A 15,345-nucleotide genomic window follows, 5' to 3' on the forward strand; every position below is an offset into this window, starting at 1 on the left:
CCCTCACTGCGGGAAGGTGACGGCGTCCAGCGGATATTCCATCACCGCCAGCATCGGCTGGTCGCCGTCCTCGGCGAAGGCGAAGACATGCAGCATGTCGTTCTGCAGCACGACGCGGCAGAACCGTCCCTCGGCGGCCAGCGCCTTGGGACATTCCGGCATGTCGCCGTGTTCGACAGTGGCCTCGAAGATCTCGTAGGTCATCGCCCCCGCGGGCGTCTCACGCGGCTGGGCAAGGTTGATCGGGGCGGCGACACCGGCGGTTTCGGGACCGGTATCGTATTCGCCGGGGACCGAGGCGAGTGCCGCGCCGCCGGCCACAAGGGCAAGCGCGGCGGCAAGAAGGGTGCGGGGCATCTGAAGGCTCCATGCAGATCAGGCAAGATGAAGCTGACAGAAATGATCGCCTACTTGCAAGAGAGTTGATCCGCGCCCCTTCGCCGCAGCCGGTGCTTGCCCGCGTGTCGTGCGGGGTGCATGAGAAACCACCCATGCCCCAAGCCAGACAGGTCGCCCGGATGAACCGCTTCTCCGCCTCCATCGCCGAACAGATCTGGGACATGAAATACCGGCTGCGCGCGGCCGACGGCACGCCCCTGGACGCCACCGTCGAGGATACCTGGCGCCGCGTGGCCCGCGACCTCGCCTCGGTCGAGGCCGACCCTGCCGCCTGGGAGGGCCGCTTCCACGCCGCGCTGGAAGATTTCCGCTTCCTGCCCGCGGGCCGGATCATGGCGGGCGCGGGCACGGGGCGCTCGGTCACGCTGTTCAATTGCTTCGTCATGGGCACGATCCCCGACAGCATGGGGGGCATCTTCGACGCGCTCAAGGAAGCCGCGCTGACCATGCAGCAGGGCGGCGGCATCGGCTACGACTTCTCGACCATCCGCCCCAAGGGGGCCGAGGTGAAGGGCGTGGCCGCCGATGCCTCGGGGCCGCTGTCCTTCATGGATGTCTGGGACGCGATGTGCCGCACGATCATGTCGGCGGGCTCGCGCCGGGGCGCCATGATGGCCACGATGCGCTGCGACCACCCCGACATCGAGGATTTCATTGCCGCCAAGCGGGATTCGGCCCGGCTGCGGATGTTCAACCTGTCGGTGCTGGTGACCGACGCCTTCATGGAGGCGCTTAAGGCCGACGCCGACTGGCCGCTGGTCTTCGGCGGCAAGGTCTATCGCACCATCCGCGCGCGGGACCTATGGGATCGGATCATGCGGGCGACCTATGACTATGCCGAGCCGGGCGTGATCTTCATCGACCGCATAAACCGGATGAACAACCTCGGCTATGTCGAGGAAATCTCGGCCACGAACCCCTGCGGCGAACAGCCCTTGCCGCCCTATGGCGCCTGCCTGCTGGGGTCGATCAACCTCGCACGGCTGGTGCAGGATCCCTTCGGCCCCGAGGCCGCGCTGGACCTCGACGCGCTCGAGGAACTGGTCACGACTGCCGTGCGGATGATGGACAATGTCGTGGACGCCTCGCGCTTTCCGCTGCCGCAGCAGGCCGCCGAGGCGCAGGCCAAGCGCCGCATCGGTCTGGGCGTAACGGGTCTTGCCGACGCGCTGATGATGGTCGGCCTGCGCTATGGTGCGCCCGAGGCGGCCGAGGCCACCCGCCAGTGGATGCACCGTATCGCGCGCGCGGCCTATCTGGCGAGCGTGGGTCTGGCGAAGGAGAAGGGCGCCTTTCCGCTGTTCGACGCCGAGGCCTACCTGTCCTCCGGCTTCATGCAGAAGATGGACCCCGACGTGCGCGAGGCCGTCCGCGCGCATGGCATCCGCAACGCCCTGCTGACCAGCGTGGCGCCGACCGGCACGATCAGCCTTTACGCCGGCAACGTGAGTTCCGGCATCGAGCCGGTCTTCGCCCACAGCTACACCCGCAAGGTCCTGCAGAAGGACGGCACCCGCACCGAGGAGGAGGTCGTCGACTACGCCGCCCGGCTGTGGCGAGACCGCATGGGCGACGCGCCTTTCCCCGACTGGTTCGTGGACGCCCAGACGCTGTCGCCGCTGGACCACGTCGCCATGCAGGCGGCGGCGCAGGACTGGGTGGACAGCTCGATTTCCAAGACCATCAACTGCCCCGAGGACATTTCCTTCGAGGCCTTCAAGGACGTTTATGTCGCCGCTTGGGACCAGGGCTGCAAGGGCTGCACCACCTATCGTCCGAACGAAGTCACGGGGTCCGTGCTGTCGGTGGACAAACCTGCCGAGGCGCCCGCCCCCGCGCTGCTCGACAAGCCGATGGACCGCCCGGTGTCGCTGGTGGGCGCGACCTACAAGCTCAAGTTCCCCGGCAGCGAGCACGCGATCTACATCACGGTGAACGACATCGAGGAGGGCGGCAGGCGGCGGCCCTTCGAGGTCTTCATCAACTCGAAGAACATGGAGCATTACGCCTGGACCGTCGCGCTGACGCGGATGATCTCGGCCGTCTTCCGCCGCGGCGGGGACGTGAGCTTCGTGGTCGAGGAGCTGAAGGCCGTCTTCGACCCCCGTGGCGGCGCCTGGATGGAGGGCCGCTACGTCCCCTCGATCCTGGCCGCGATCGGCGGCGTAATCGAGCGCCACATGATCGCGATCGGCTTCCTGTCCGGCGAAGGCGCAGGCCTGAAGGCCGACCCGCAAGCCACGGGCGCACGCGTTCCGGCAGGCCCCTCCTGCCCTGCCTGCGGCACGCCGGGGATGCGGATGATCGAGGGCTGCATGACCTGCCCCAGCTGCGGCCACTCACGCTGCGGCTGAGGCAGCGCCTGCGTCGCCGTTGGAGCGGGGGTTTTCCACCTCCCATCGTCGTGTACGACGATCCCCGAGGATACTTGGGCGAAGAAGAAAGCGCTTGAGGGGCGGGCTTATCTCTCTGCGACTGCCCGCACCTACTCCTGGTGCGAGAGGGGATCGACCGGCTTCACGCCCTCGGTTGTTTCATGCGGCAGGCGGATGTGGGGGGCGGTGGCCTGGACGATGGGGTCCACGGGCTCGCCCGCGCGCAGCGCGGCCAGCAGGTCCATGCGCATCCGGTAGGTCCAGAAGTCGTTGATGTGACCCGCCACGGCGATCTCGGGCTGGCCGGGCTGGCTGCGGAAGAAGGCGGCGATCTGGTTCGCCATGCGGATCAGCTTGTCATGCGGCGAGTGTTCGGAAATTTCGGACAAGGCGTCAGCCCTCGATGCGCTGGGGATGGGTGTAAAGGTCGAAGGTCTCGCCTCGGGCACGGCCGATCAGGGTGATCCCCGCCGCCTCGGCCCAGGCGATGGCCAGCCGCGTCGGCGTGCTGGCGCCGATCAGCACCGAGGCGCCGATGCGCGCGGTCTTCTGCACCAGATCGACCGACAGGCGCGAGGACATGACGATGGCCCCCGCCCTTGCATCTGTCGCTTGGTTCGCCAGCGCCCCGGCGAGCTTGTCGAGCGCGTTGTGGCGGCCCACGTCCTCTCGCACCACGGCCTGCGCGGGCGACCAGAAGCCTGCCGCGTGGATCGCGGGAGTCTCGCGCCAGCGGCGCTGTCCTTCCGAAAGCGCCTTCATCGCCCGGCCGACATCCTGCGGCGACAAGCGCGCACCCTCGGCCACCCGCACCACCTGCGGCAGGGCCGCCGCGATGCTGTCCACGCCGCAGAGGCCGCAGCCCACCGGGCCGACCATGCTGCGCCGCCGCTCGGCCAGCCCCGAGGCGAGGCCCGGCCGCAACCACAGCCGCGCCTCATAGGCGGGGACGCCCGGCAGTTGCGCGGGCGGCCGGACCTGCGCGATCTCGCGGTCGGTCACATCGGCGGGCGAGGCGATCAGCCCCTCGGTCAGGGCGAAGCCCAGCGCCAAATCGGCCAAGTCGTGCGGGGTCGCCATCAGGACCGCCTGGCTGGTGCCGTCGATAACGATGGCAACGGCGGCTTCCTCGGGGGCGGCAGGTGCCTCCGCCTGAACCCATCCGCTGCCCGACCAGCGCCAAGGCATGGTGACGGGGTCGGCCGCGCGAGGGATTCCCCCGCGCGGCCCCGCGTCCTCGGATGCAGCCGCCGTGCCGTCCTGGGACGGCGATGCCTCACCCGGCGGCATTGCATCCGAATCCTTGTGCCGAAGGGGCGAGTGCCCCGCGGCCAAAGCACGCTCGCTCATTCCGCAGCCGGCAGGATGCGACGGGACAGCTCGGAATGGCTGCGATACTGCTCCTGCCACTCGGACGGCCCGTTCGAGGGGCTGACCTGCACCGCCGTCACCTTGAACTCGGGGCAGTTGGTCGCCCAGTCCGAGTTGTCGGTCGTCACCACGTTGGCCTGCGTCGTCGGGTGGTGGAAGGTCGTGTAGACCACGCCGGGCGCGACCCGTTCCGTGATCTTCGCCCGGATCGTCGTGTCGCCCGCGCGGCTTGCCACGCGCACATAATCGCCCTCGCGGATGCCGCGCTGCTCGGCGTCATGGGGGTGGATCTCCAGCACGTCCTCGGGGTGCCAGACGGTGTTGTCGGTCCGCCGGGTCTGGGCGCCGACGTTGTACTGCGTCAGCGTCCGCCCCGTGGTCAGCAGCAGCGGGAAGCGGCCGCCGGTGCGTTCCTCGGAGGGTACGTATTCGGTGTTGATGAACTTGCCCTTGCCGCGCACGAAGCCCTCGATGTGCATGACGGGCGTCCCCAGCGGGGCCTTCGCGTTACACGGCCACTGCACCGACTGCTCGCGGTCCAGCAGGTCGTAGCTGACGCCCGCGAAGCTGGGCGTGGTCAGGGCAATCTCGTCCATGATCTCGGACGGGTGGCTGTAGTCCCAGCCCGCGTCCAGCGCATTGGCCAGCATCACCGTGATCTCCCAGTCGGCATGGCCGTTCTTGGGGGACATCGCCTTGCGGACCATGTTGATCCGCCGCTCGGCGTTGGTGAAGGTGCCGTCCTTTTCCAGGAAGCTCGACCCCGGCAGGAAGACATGGGCGTAGTTCGAGGTCTCGTTCAGGAACAGGTCGTGGACGATCAGGATGTCGAGGCTCGCTAAGGCCGACTGGACGTGGCTGGTATCGGGGTCGGACTGCAGCACGTCCTCGCCCTGACAATACAGGCCCTTGAAGCGCCCCTGCGTCGCCGCGTCGAACATGTTGGGGATGCGAAGCCCCGGCTCGTCCGACAGCGGCACGCCCCAGACCTGCTCGTAGAGCTTGCGCGTCTCGATGTCGGTGACGTGGCGATAGCCGGGGAACTCGTGCGGGAAGGACCCCATGTCGCAGGAGCCCTGCACGTTGTTCTGGCCGCGCAGCGGGTTCACGCCGGTGCCGGGCTTGCCGATGTTGCCCGTCATCATCGCAAGGTTCGCGATCGCCATGACGGTGGTCGAGCCCTGCGAATGCTCGGTCACGCCCAGCCCGTAGTAGATCGAGGCGCGCGGCGCCGCCGCATAGGCGCGGGCCGCCTGCCGGATCAGGTCGGCGGGGACGTTGCTTTGCCGCTCGACCTCCTCGGGCGAATGGCGCGGGTCCAGCAGGAAGTCGCGGTATTCCAGGAACTCGTCCCAGTCGCAGCGCTCGCGGATGAAGGCCTCGTCGAAAAGGCCCTCGGCCGCGATCACATGGGCCATCGCGGTCAGGACGGCGACGTTGGTGCCGGGCAGCAGCGGCAGGTGGATCGCGTCGTTCCGGTGCGCCGTATCCAGCAGGTCGATGTGGCGCGGATCGATCACGATCAGACCCGCCCCTTCCCGCAGCCGCCGTCGCAGGCGCGAACCGAAGACCGGATGCCCTTCGGTCGGGTTCGCCCCGATCACCAGCGCGAGGTCGGTTTCCTCCACCGAGTCGAAGTCATGCGTCCCCGCCGAGGTGCCGAAGGCGGTCTTGAGGCCATAGCCCGTGGGCGAATGGCAGACGCGGGCGCAGGTGTCGGTGTTGTTGTTGCCGAAGACCGCGCGGGCGAGCTTCTGCACCAGATAGGTTTCCTCGTTCGTACAGCGCGACGAGGTGATGACGCCGACGGAGTCGCGGCCGTGTTTTTCCTGCGTCGCGCGCAGGCGGTCGGCGGCGAAGCGGATCGCCTCTTCCCAGGACACAACCCGCCAGGGATCGCGGTAATCCTCGCGGATCATCGGGTTCAGGATGCGTTCGGCGTGGGTCGCATAGCCCCAGGCGAAGCGGCCCTTGACGCAGCTATGGCCGCGGTTGGCCTTGCCGTCCTTCGAGGGCACCATCTTCACGACCGTCTCGCCGCGCATATGCGCGTCGAACGAACAGCCCACGCCGCAATAGGCGCAGGTGGTCTTCACGATGCGCTCGGGGGTGCCGATCTCGATCACCGTGTTCTCGATCAGCGTGGCGGTCGGGCAGACCTGCACGCAGGCGCCGCAGCTGACGCAGTCCGAGGACAGGAAGCTGTCGGAGGCCAGGCCTGCCGACACGCGGCTGTCGAAGCCGCGCCCGTCGATGGTCAGGGCGAAGGTCCCCTGGACCTCCTCGCAGGCCCGCACGCAGCGCGAGCAGACGATGCATTTCGCCGGGTCGAAGGTGAAATAGGGGTTGGAATGGTCCTTGGCCCGCCATTCCGGGTTGAGTTCGCCATTTTCGCGGCGCTGGAAGTGGTTCTTGCCGGGCTCATAGCGGACCTCGCGCAGGCCCACGGCCCCGGCCATGTCCTGCAACTCGCAGTCGCCATTCGCCGCACAGGTCAGGCAGTCGAGCGGATGGTCCGAGATGTAAAGCTCCATCACCCCGCGCCGGATCTGCGCGACCTCGTCGGTCTGGGTGTGGACGACCATGCCCTCGGCCACGGGCGTGGTGCAGGAGGCAGGCGTGCCGCGCATCCCGTCGATCTGGACGACGCACAGCCGGCAGGACCCGAAGGCCGTCAGGTGATCGGTGGCACAGAGCTTCGGCACCGTGATCCCGGCGATGGCGGCGGCGCGCATGACGGAGGTCCCCGCAGGGACCGAGACAGGGATACCGTCCACCGTCAGTGTGACAGTGATGTCCGAGTGCGACGCGGGCGTGCCGAGGTCGCGGTCATCGGGGATGATGAAGTCCTTCATTCGGCAGCCTCCACCCGGACGCCCCGTCCGGTGAAATCATCGGGGAAATGCGTCAGCGCGGACATGACCGGATAGGGCGCAAAGCCCCCCAATGCGCAGAGGCTTCCCCATTTCATCGTGTTGCAAAGATCGGAAAGGATCGGGATCGCTTCAAGATCCCCGCCCGCGATCCGGTCGATTGTTTCCACCCCGCGCGTCGAGCCGATGCGGCAGGGCGTGCACTTGCCGCAGGACTCGATGGCGCAGAACTCCATCGCGAAGCGGGCGAGCGACAGCATGTCGGCGGTGTCGTCGAAGATGACGATGCCGGCGTGGCCGACAAGCCCTTCCTTGCCCGCGAACTCCTCGTAGCCGAAGGGGGTGTCGAACAGCGCGCGCGGGAAATACGCGCCCAGAGGGCCGCCAACCTGCACCGCCTTGACGGGTCGGCCCGAGGCGGTGCCGCCGCCGATCTCGTCCACGATCTCGCCCAAGGAAAGACCAAAGGCGACCTCGAACAGCCCGCCGTGTTTCACATTGCCCGCGATCTGCAGGGGCATCGTCCCGCGCGACCGGCCGATGCCATGCGCCGCGTAAGCCGCCGCGCCATTCGCCATGATCCACGGGACGGTGGCCAGCGACAAGACGTTGTTGACGACCGTGGGCCTGCCCAGGAAGCCCTCCAGCGCCGGGATCGGGGGCTTGGCCCGCACGATGCCGCGCTTGCCTTCCAGGCTGTTCAGCAGGCTGGTTTCCTCGCCGCAGACATAGGCGCCGGCGCCGACCCGCACCTCCATGTCGAAGGCATGGGCCGAACCCAGGATCGACGGCCCGAGCACACCCGCTGCGCGCGCGATGTCGATGGCCGCGCGCATGGCACGGATCGCGTCGGGGTATTCGCTGCGGATATAGACGTAACCCTGCACAGCCCCCACGGCGATGCCCGCGATGGCCATGCCCTCGATCAGGGTGAAGGGGTCGCCCTCCATCACCATCCGGTCGGCAAAGGTGCCGCTGTCGCCCTCGTCGGCGTTGCAGACGATATACTTGCGGTCGGCGGCGGCCCTGGCGACGGTCGCCCACTTGATGCCCGTCGGGAAGCCTGCGCCGCCACGTCCGCGCAGCCCGGACTCCGTGACCTCGGAGACGATCTTCTCGGGCGCGGCCAGCGCAGTCTTCAGCCCCTCAAGCCCACCATGGGCCTTGTAGTCCTCCAGCGACAGGGGATCGATCACGCCCACGCGGGCAAAGGTCAGCCGCGTCTGCCGCTTCATCCAGGGCAGGTCCTCGACCGGCCCAAGCGCCAGCGGATGTCCCCTGGGGTCTGCGAGGATCGCAGTCACGTCCACGGCCGCCACCGGCCCGAAGCCATGCCGTACGCCCTCGATCTCAAGCTCCATCAGCGGCTCGAGCCAGATCATCCCGCGAGAGCCGTTGCGCGTCGGCGCGACGCCCATCTCGCGCTGGACGGCCTCGGCCACCTCGTCGGCGCCCAGCGCGCGGGCGGCGGCATCAATCGGAACCCAGATCCGCATCACCGTGCCTCCTCTGCCAGCGCAACGACCCGCTGCGCGGTCGCCCGCCCGACCAGCCGGTCGTCCATCTGCGCGGCGGGCCCGCAGGCGCAGAGCCCGAGGCAGAACACCGGCTCCAGCGTCAGCCGCCCGTCCGCCGTTGTCTCGTGCCAGTCGAGCCCCAGCGCCACCCGCACCTGATCGGCCAGGACATCCGCACCCATCGACTGGCAGGCCTCGGCCCGGCACAGGCGCAGGACGTGGCGGCCCGCGGGCACTTCGCGGAAATCGTGGTAGAAGCTGACGACGCCGTAGACCTCGGCCCGCGTCATCCCCAAGGCATTGCCGATGATCGGCTGGGCGGCCTCGGGGATCATGCCCCATTCCGCCTGCACGTCATGCAGGATCGGCAGCAAGGGACCCTCGGTCCCCGCATGCCGCGCGATGATCGCCTGCAACCGCTCGAGGCCCTCGCCATCCAGTGCCGCGACCTTAGGCGTGTTCGGAGGATGGGGCGCGTTGGCGGGTGACTGCATGGGCTTGCTCCGGAATGGCCGCTGGCGCCACAGGATTAGGCCTGCACGATAGGTGGATCAATCCTGAAGTGCCGTTCCTTGATAGGCGCTATCTATCAGAGAACTGTTCCGCCACCTGCATCAGCGCCTCGACCAGCGGCGGCAGGGGCTCGCGCGCGGCCAGAACCAGCCCGACCATGTTGCCCGGTCCGCCCGACAGCGGCCGCGCCCTGACGCCCACGGGCAAGGACAGCCCCTCGGCCAGCGCCTGCGGCAGGATCGCAGCCCAGTCGCCGCTTGCCACATGGGACAGGATCGCCAGCATCGAGTTCGATTCGACCCGCGGCACTGCCGACGCTTCGGCCTCGGCCAGCCGCGCGGACACGATCCGGCGGTTCTGCATGTCAGGGGTCAGCAGGCAAAGCGGACGCGTCGCCGCCTCGGACCAAGAGACCGGCCCGCCCGCCTCGGTCCGGTCCACGAGGCAGAGCGTTTCCATGAACAGCGGAACCGTTCGCAAGCGCCCCAGGTGCTCGCCGTCCAGGTAGGTCACGCCCGCATCCAGTTCCAGCGCGGCGATCTGGTCGCGAATCTCGTCCGAGGACCGCGACAGGATCGTGACCTCGGCCGCCGGATGGCGCGCAAGGAAGGGCGCGGTCAGCTCCGCGATGCGCGGCATGGCCGTCGGGATCACTCCCAGCCGCAGCCGCCCAGACACGCCGCTGCGCGTGGCCCGCAACTCGGCCTGCATGGTCCGCACGTCGCCCACGATGCGCCGCGCCCAGTCCAGCACACGCTCGCCTTCCGGCGTCAGCCCGTGGAAGCGCGATCCGCGCCGGACAAGCTGCACGCCCAGCTGATCCTCCAGCGACTTCAGCGCCGAGGACAACGAGGGCTGGGTGATCCCCAGCGCCTCGGCGGCGCGGCCGAAATGCTGTTCGCGCGCCAGCACCATGAAGGCGTGAAGCCGGTCGATCATGAACGCGGCCTCAACTCATTCTTCTTCGACCAAATATCCCAGGGTCCGGGGCAGAGCCCCGGCTCGCGCCGGCAGGCGCTCACAGGATCTCGACCCGCCAGCTTTCGATGACGGTATTCGCCAGCAGCTTCTCGCACATCTGGCCGACCTCGGCCTCGGCGGCGGCGCGGTCGGTCGCGGCCAGGTCCAGCTCGATCACCTTGCCCTGCCGGACGCCGTTCACGCCCGAAAAGCCCAGCGTGCCCAGCGCGTGGCGGATCGCCTCGCCCTGGGGATCAAGGACGCCGTTCTTCAGCATGATCGTGACTTTCGCTTTCATGCGCGGCGTTCCTTCAGTTGATCAGCGTGGGCTTGACGGGGGCTGCGGCCGGCATGACGCCCAGGCGCCGGGCGACCTCGGTATAGGCGTCGGTCAGGTTGCCCAGGTCGCGGCGGAAGACGTCCTTGTCCAGCTTCTGCCCGGTCTTGACGTCCCACAGGCGGCAGCTGTCGGGGCTGATCTCGTCGGCCACGACCAGCCGCATGAAGTCGCCGTCCCAGATGCGCCCGATCTCGATCTTGAAATCGACCAGCTTGATGCCGACGCCGTAGAAGACGCCCGACAGGAAGTCGTTGACCCGCAGCGCCAGCGAAACGATGTCGTCCAGGTCCTGCTGGGTCGCCCAGCCGAAGGCGATCACGTATTCCTCGGACACCATCGGGTCGCCGAGCTCGTCGTTCTTGTAGCTGTATTCGACGATGGGACGGGGCAGCTGGGTCCCCTCCTCCATCCCCAGCCGCTTGGCGATGGAGCCTGCGGCGAAGTTCCGCACGATCACTTCCAGCGGGATGATCTCGACCTGGCGGATCAGCTGCTCGCGCATGTTGATGCGGCGGATGAAATGGGTCGGCACGCCGATGTTGCCCAAGCCCTGCATGAAGAACTCGGACAGGCGGTTGTTCAGCACGCCCTTGCCCTCGATCACCGCCTTCTTCTGGGCGTTGAAGGCGGTGGCGTCGTCCTTGAAATACTGGATCAGGGTGCCGGGCTCTGTGCCTTCGTAAAGGATCTTGGCCTTGCCCTCATAGATCTTCTTGCGCCTGGGGGCCATGATCGCGCCTTTCGTCCGGGAAACTGCAAACTTTGCCGCACCCATAACGCCGTTCGGCCCGCGGGGGCAATACGAGCTTGCGAGAGCCATGCCGTGCAGGCATATCAGGCGCAATCTTGCAACGGAGGCCGCGATGACCACCTTCGACGACCGCGAACGGTCCTTTGAAACCAAGTTCGCCCATGACGCCGAACTGCGCTTCAAGGCCGAGGCGCGCCGCAACCGCCTTCTGGGCGAATGGGCGGCCGGCCTGCTGGGCAAGACCGGCGACGAGGCGCGCACCTATGCGCTGACCGTCGTGACCTCGGACTTCGAGGAGCCGGGCGAGGACGACGTGTTCCGCAAGCTGTCCGAGGACCTGGCCGGGCGCGCCGACGAAGCGACGATCCGCGCCAAGATGGTCGAGCTGCGCGAAGAAGCGCGCCGCCAGATCGCCTCGGAGGCCTGACCGGCCCTGCCCCGGCGCAAAAGGCCCCCTCGGGGGCCTTTTTTCATGGGCTCGGGGCCTTATCCCTGCGGCATCAGGAAATGCCCGTTCGCCTGGGCGAAGGGGCGGTCGCGGCGGTCCTGCCAGGCCTCGACCTGCACGCTGGCATAGCGCCGGCCCAGCCGAACCACGCGGGCCCGCGCATAGGCGTCCCGCGCCGCGCCCGACCGCAGGTAGTCCACCGTGAAGTCGATGGTCTTGGGCAGCCGGGGCAGCCCCTCTTCCCCCCCGGGCAGGCTGCGGCTTCCGTCCAGCGTTGCCCACAGCAGGCCCAGCACGGCGGTTGTTTCAAGAAAGGCTGCCGTGACGCCGCCATGCAGCGCGGGCAGGACCGGGTTGCCGATCAGCTTGTCGGAAAAGGGCAGCACGGCGGTCAGCTCGTCCCCGTGCCGGTCCACCGTGACGCCCAGCCAACGGACATAGGGCACCTGCGCCAGCAACTGGTCGATCACCGATTCGCGCGTCATCGCCATGCCGTCCATCTCAGCCCCCCACGGTGAAGCTGCCGGTGGCCGTCGCCACGGGCGTGTCGCCCTCGTCCCGCGCCACGGCCCGCACGAAGGCGACCGAGCGCGTCATGTGAAAGCACTCGGCCCGCGTCCGCACGCGCTGTCCCGGCGTGGCCGAGCGCAGATAGTCGATCCTCAGGTCGATCGTGGCGGTGGTCGCGGGCCGCGCCGGATGGGTCATCACCGCCGCCCCGCAGCAGGTGTCCATCAGCGCCGAGATCACGCCGCCATGCAGCACGCCCGTGCGCGGGTCGCCCACGAATTCCGGGCTCCAGGGCATGGCGATCTCGACCACGCCGGGGGTCGCCTCGACCAGTTCCATTCCCATGGCGCGCGCATGGGGGATGACGGTCATGAAGATCCGGGCCATCTCGGCCGCGTCCTCGGTCCGGGCACCGGGCAGCAGTTCCATCCTTGTCCTCGCCATGTGGTCCCTGATTGACTGCCCTGCCCGCAGCCGCCCCGCAAGACCGCCCGTGCGACACCCGTTGCGGTTGAGGTCGGCGGCGGGCTGCGTTACGTTGCGGCACAACGCACGGGGACGCAGGGAATGCCGGACGAAAGCTGGATCAGTTTCAAGGAAATGTGCGCCCGGTTCGACGTGACTCCACGCACGCTGCGTTATTACGAGTATATCGAGCTTCTCAGCCCCCGCCGCGAAGGCCGCGCCCGCTGGTATGGCCCGCGCGAGATCGCCCGCATGAAGCTGATCATGCGCGGCCGCCGCTTCGGCTTCAGCCTGGAGGATATCCGCCAGTGGCTGCTGATCTACCAGCAGCAGGGCACCCGCGCGCAATACGAGGTCTGGGTGGACCTCGCCACCCGCCAGCTCGACGTGCTGGCCGCCCAGCGCGACGAGATCGAGGCCTCCATCACCGACCTGCGGAAGCTGCGCGACGACACGGTCGAGCTGCTGGGCAGGATGCCCCCCGAGGACGAGGCCGCCGCCAACTGACGTCCCGGCAGCCGGGCCCATGACGCAGCGTCCCCGCTGGCGAAGCGGCGGGCGCGCTGTAACTCTTGTCGTGCAAGGCTGACGAGGGGAGGGGTTCAGCGATGTCCGACGTTCTGCTGTCCGCCCGTCCGCCACGGCAGCCATCCGACGTGATCCCGTGGATGCAGCGCAGCCTTGGCGCGCCCGCCGCAAGGCCGGGGCGCGCGTCGCCCTCATCCGCGACAGCTGCCGTGGAGGCCCCATGACCGCCTACAACGCCCCGATCCGCGACATGCAGTTCCTGCTGCACGATGTCCTCGACGTGTCCGCCTCGGACCTGCCCGGACGCTCGGACCTGGAACCCTCGTTCACCGAGGCGATCCTGGAAGCCGCGGGCCAGCTGGCCAGCGAGGTTCTGGCGCCCCTGAACGCGGTCGGCGACAGCCAGGGCTGCGTACTGGAAAACGGCGTGGTCCGCACGCCCGAGGGCTTCAAGGCCGCCTTCGAGGCGGTCAAGGAGGGCGGCTGGACCGGCCTCGACTGCGATCCCGAATACGGCGGCCAGGGGATGCCCTATGTGATGGGCGTGGCCACGGGCGAGATCTTCGTGGCGGCCAACATGGCCTTCAACATGTACCAGGGCCTGACCCACGGCGCCTATTCCGCCATCCACGCCCATGGCACGGACGAGCAGAAGCAGACCTACCTGCCGAAGATGGTGTCCTGCGACTGGACCGGCACCATGAACCTGACCGAGCCTCATTGCGGCACGGACCTCGGCATGCTGCGCACCCGCGCCGAGCCGCAGGAGGATGGCAGCTACCTGATCACCGGCCAGAAAATCTTCATCTCGGCGGGCGACCACGACCTGTCCGAGAACGTGATCCACCTGGTGCTGGCCAAGGCGCCCGGCGGCGGCGAGGGCACCAAGGGCATCAGCCTCTTCATCGTGCCGAAGTTCCTGGTGAACGAGGACGGTTCTCTGGGCGAGCGCCAGCCTGTCTCGGTCGGCAAGATCGAGGAGAAGATGGGCATCCACGGCAACTCGACCTGCGTCATGAACTATGACGGGGCGAAGGGTTGGCTTCTGGGCGAGTTGCACAAGGGCATGCGCGCCATGTTCACCATGATGAACGAGGCGCGGCTGGGCGTGGGCCTGCAGGGCTATGCGGTGGCCGAGGCCGCCTATCAGAACGCCGTGATCTACGCCCGCGACCGGCTGCAGGGCCGCGCGGTGACCGGGGTGCAGAATCCCCAAGGCCCTGCCGATCCGATCATCGTCCATCCCGACATCCGCCGCGCGCTGATGGACCAGAAGTCCTTTCTGGAAGGCGCCCGCGCGCTGACCTTCTGGGGCGCCGACCTGATCGACCGCGGCCATGCCGGCGACGCCCAGGCCGAGGGGCTGGTCTCGCTGCTGACGCCGGTCATCAAGGGCTTCCTGACCGACAAGGGCTTCGAGGGCACGGTCCAGGCCCAGCAGGTCTATGGCGGCCACGGCTATATCGAGGAATGGGGCATGTCGCAGTTCGTCCGCGACGCCCGCATCGCCATGATCTACGAGGGCGCGAACGGCATCCAGGCGCTGGATCTCGTCGGCCGCAAGCTGGCGCTGGACGGCGGCAAGCACGTCATGGGCTTCTTCGAGATGGTCAAGGGCTTCATCCGCGAGAACGAGGGCAACGCGGCGCTGAAGGCCGACTTCCTCGAGCCCCTGAAGGCCGCGTCCAAGGACCTGCAGGCGGCCGCCATGTTCTTCATGGAACGCGGCATGAAGAACCCGAACGACGCCCTAGCGGGCTCTTATGACTTCATGCACCTCTTCGGGCATACGGTTCTGGGCCTGATGTGGGGCCGGATGGCCGTTGCCGCGCAGAATGCGCTGGACGAGGGCCGTGGCGACGCCGAGTTCTACCGGACCAAGCTGGCGACAGGCCGCTACTACATGAAGCGGCAGCTGCCGATGACGGCGACGCACCTGGCTCGCATCCAGTCAGGCTCGGACACGGTGATGGCGCTGGCGGCCGAGCAGTTCTGAGATGACCACCCTCCCCGCCTTCGGCACGGCCGGAGCCTCCGGCGGGGATATTTGGACGAAGAAGAACGCAGGCCGGATGCGGCCCCGGTCCGCGCGGCCCGTAGGCATCTCTGGCGGACCGGGGCTGTCTTCTCCTTCGACGGTCATCGGCTTCCCAGCCTGTACCGTGGGAACAATGCTGAGGGTGAAACCTTGAGGAACGGTTAATCTTTCACAAGATTCTTCTTCATTCTTCTTCGCGGAAATATCCCGCGGGGGATCGTCATAGATGACGATGGGGGCGCGAAGCCCCCGGTTGC

The 15,345-nt window shown here is 68.1% G+C and carries 15 protein-coding genes; 4 read left to right on the forward strand and 11 right to left on the reverse strand.

Features of this window, described 5'->3' with window-relative positions:
- Positions 1-3: 3 nt before the first annotated feature.
- Positions 4-357, reverse strand: coding sequence for a hypothetical protein (locus BLQ03_RS06495; protein ID WP_090754074.1), 354 nt, complete (start codon positions 355-357; stop codon positions 4-6).
- 161 nt (positions 358-518) lie between these two features.
- On the opposite strand from BLQ03_RS06495, the gene BLQ03_RS06500 reads away from it, so the two are divergent.
- Positions 519-2,753, forward strand: a complete 2,235-nt coding sequence (locus BLQ03_RS06500) for an adenosylcobalamin-dependent ribonucleoside-diphosphate reductase (RefSeq protein ID WP_090754076.1) — start codon at positions 519-521, stop codon at positions 2,751-2,753.
- A gap of 131 nt (positions 2,754-2,884) precedes the next feature.
- On the opposite strand, the gene BLQ03_RS06505 is transcribed toward BLQ03_RS06500, so the two are convergent.
- From BLQ03_RS06505 to purC, 8 genes are all read right to left on the reverse strand, one after another.
- On the reverse strand, positions 2,885-3,163 hold the full coding sequence (locus tag BLQ03_RS06505) for a formate dehydrogenase subunit delta (RefSeq protein ID WP_342672009.1): 279 nt from the start codon (positions 3,161-3,163) through the stop codon (positions 2,885-2,887).
- A 4-nt stretch (positions 3,164-3,167) separates the two neighbouring features.
- Entirely contained in the window at positions 3,168-3,962 is a 795-nt protein-coding gene (fdhD, locus tag BLQ03_RS06510; RefSeq protein WP_090754442.1) for a formate dehydrogenase accessory sulfurtransferase FdhD, read from the reverse strand.
- A gap of 158 nt (positions 3,963-4,120) precedes the next feature.
- A complete protein-coding gene (gene fdhF, locus BLQ03_RS06515) occupies positions 4,121-7,000 on the reverse strand; it encodes a formate dehydrogenase subunit alpha (RefSeq protein WP_090754078.1) in 2,880 nt (959 codons plus the stop codon).
- The gene (locus BLQ03_RS06520) at positions 6,997-8,514 is read right to left on the reverse strand and encodes a formate dehydrogenase beta subunit (protein ID WP_090754080.1); all 1,518 of its coding nucleotides are present in this window, start codon (positions 8,512-8,514) and stop codon (positions 6,997-6,999) included. Before BLQ03_RS06520 ends, fdhF begins: the two co-directional genes overlap by 4 nt.
- Positions 8,514-9,029 (reverse strand): formate dehydrogenase subunit gamma, encoded by a 516-nt coding sequence (locus tag BLQ03_RS06525; protein WP_090754082.1) that lies wholly within the window; start codon positions 9,027-9,029, stop codon positions 8,514-8,516. Before BLQ03_RS06525 ends, BLQ03_RS06520 begins: the two co-directional genes overlap by 1 nt.
- 88 nt (positions 9,030-9,117) lie before the next feature.
- On the reverse strand, positions 9,118-9,987 hold the full coding sequence (locus BLQ03_RS06530) for a LysR family transcriptional regulator (protein WP_090754084.1): 870 nt from the start codon (positions 9,985-9,987) through the stop codon (positions 9,118-9,120).
- Positions 9,988-10,066: 79 nt separating this feature from the next.
- A complete protein-coding gene (gene purS, locus BLQ03_RS06535) occupies positions 10,067-10,306 on the reverse strand; it encodes a phosphoribosylformylglycinamidine synthase subunit PurS (protein ID WP_090754086.1) in 240 nt (79 codons plus the stop codon).
- A 13-nt stretch (positions 10,307-10,319) separates the two neighbouring features.
- Complete coding sequence (gene purC, locus BLQ03_RS06540) at positions 10,320-11,078, reverse strand: phosphoribosylaminoimidazolesuccinocarboxamide synthase (protein ID WP_090754088.1); 759 nt, start codon at positions 11,076-11,078, stop codon at positions 10,320-10,322.
- Between the two features lie 133 nt (positions 11,079-11,211).
- Here purC and BLQ03_RS06545 point away from each other — a divergent pair, with 133 nt between their 5' ends.
- Positions 11,212-11,526: a DUF1476 domain-containing protein gene (locus BLQ03_RS06545; protein ID WP_090754090.1), complete on the forward strand. Its 315-nt coding sequence runs from the start codon at positions 11,212-11,214 to the stop codon at positions 11,524-11,526.
- 59 nt (positions 11,527-11,585) lie between these two features.
- On the opposite strand, the gene BLQ03_RS06550 is transcribed toward BLQ03_RS06545, so the two are convergent.
- Both BLQ03_RS06550 and BLQ03_RS06555 read right to left on the reverse strand, forming a co-directional pair.
- Positions 11,586-12,038 (reverse strand): PaaI family thioesterase, encoded by a 453-nt coding sequence (locus tag BLQ03_RS06550; protein WP_245688705.1) that lies wholly within the window; start codon positions 12,036-12,038, stop codon positions 11,586-11,588.
- A gap of 10 nt (positions 12,039-12,048) precedes the next feature.
- On the reverse strand, positions 12,049-12,486 hold the full coding sequence (locus BLQ03_RS06555; protein WP_090754095.1) for a PaaI family thioesterase: 438 nt from the start codon (positions 12,484-12,486) through the stop codon (positions 12,049-12,051).
- Positions 12,487-12,624: 138 nt separating this feature from the next.
- Here BLQ03_RS06555 and BLQ03_RS06560 point away from each other — a divergent pair, with 138 nt between their 5' ends.
- Both BLQ03_RS06560 and BLQ03_RS06565 read left to right on the forward strand, forming a co-directional pair.
- Positions 12,625-13,029, forward strand: a complete 405-nt coding sequence (locus BLQ03_RS06560) for a MerR family transcriptional regulator (RefSeq protein WP_090754097.1) — start codon at positions 12,625-12,627, stop codon at positions 13,027-13,029.
- Positions 13,030-13,270: 241 nt separating this feature from the next.
- Positions 13,271-15,046, forward strand: coding sequence for an acyl-CoA dehydrogenase C-terminal domain-containing protein (locus tag BLQ03_RS06565; protein ID WP_090754099.1), 1,776 nt, complete (start codon positions 13,271-13,273; stop codon positions 15,044-15,046).
- The last annotated feature ends 299 nt before the right edge of the window (positions 15,047-15,345 follow it).

This window comes from Paracoccus chinensis (assembly GCF_900102885.1).
Classification (GTDB): domain Bacteria; phylum Pseudomonadota; class Alphaproteobacteria; order Rhodobacterales; family Rhodobacteraceae; genus Paracoccus; species Paracoccus chinensis.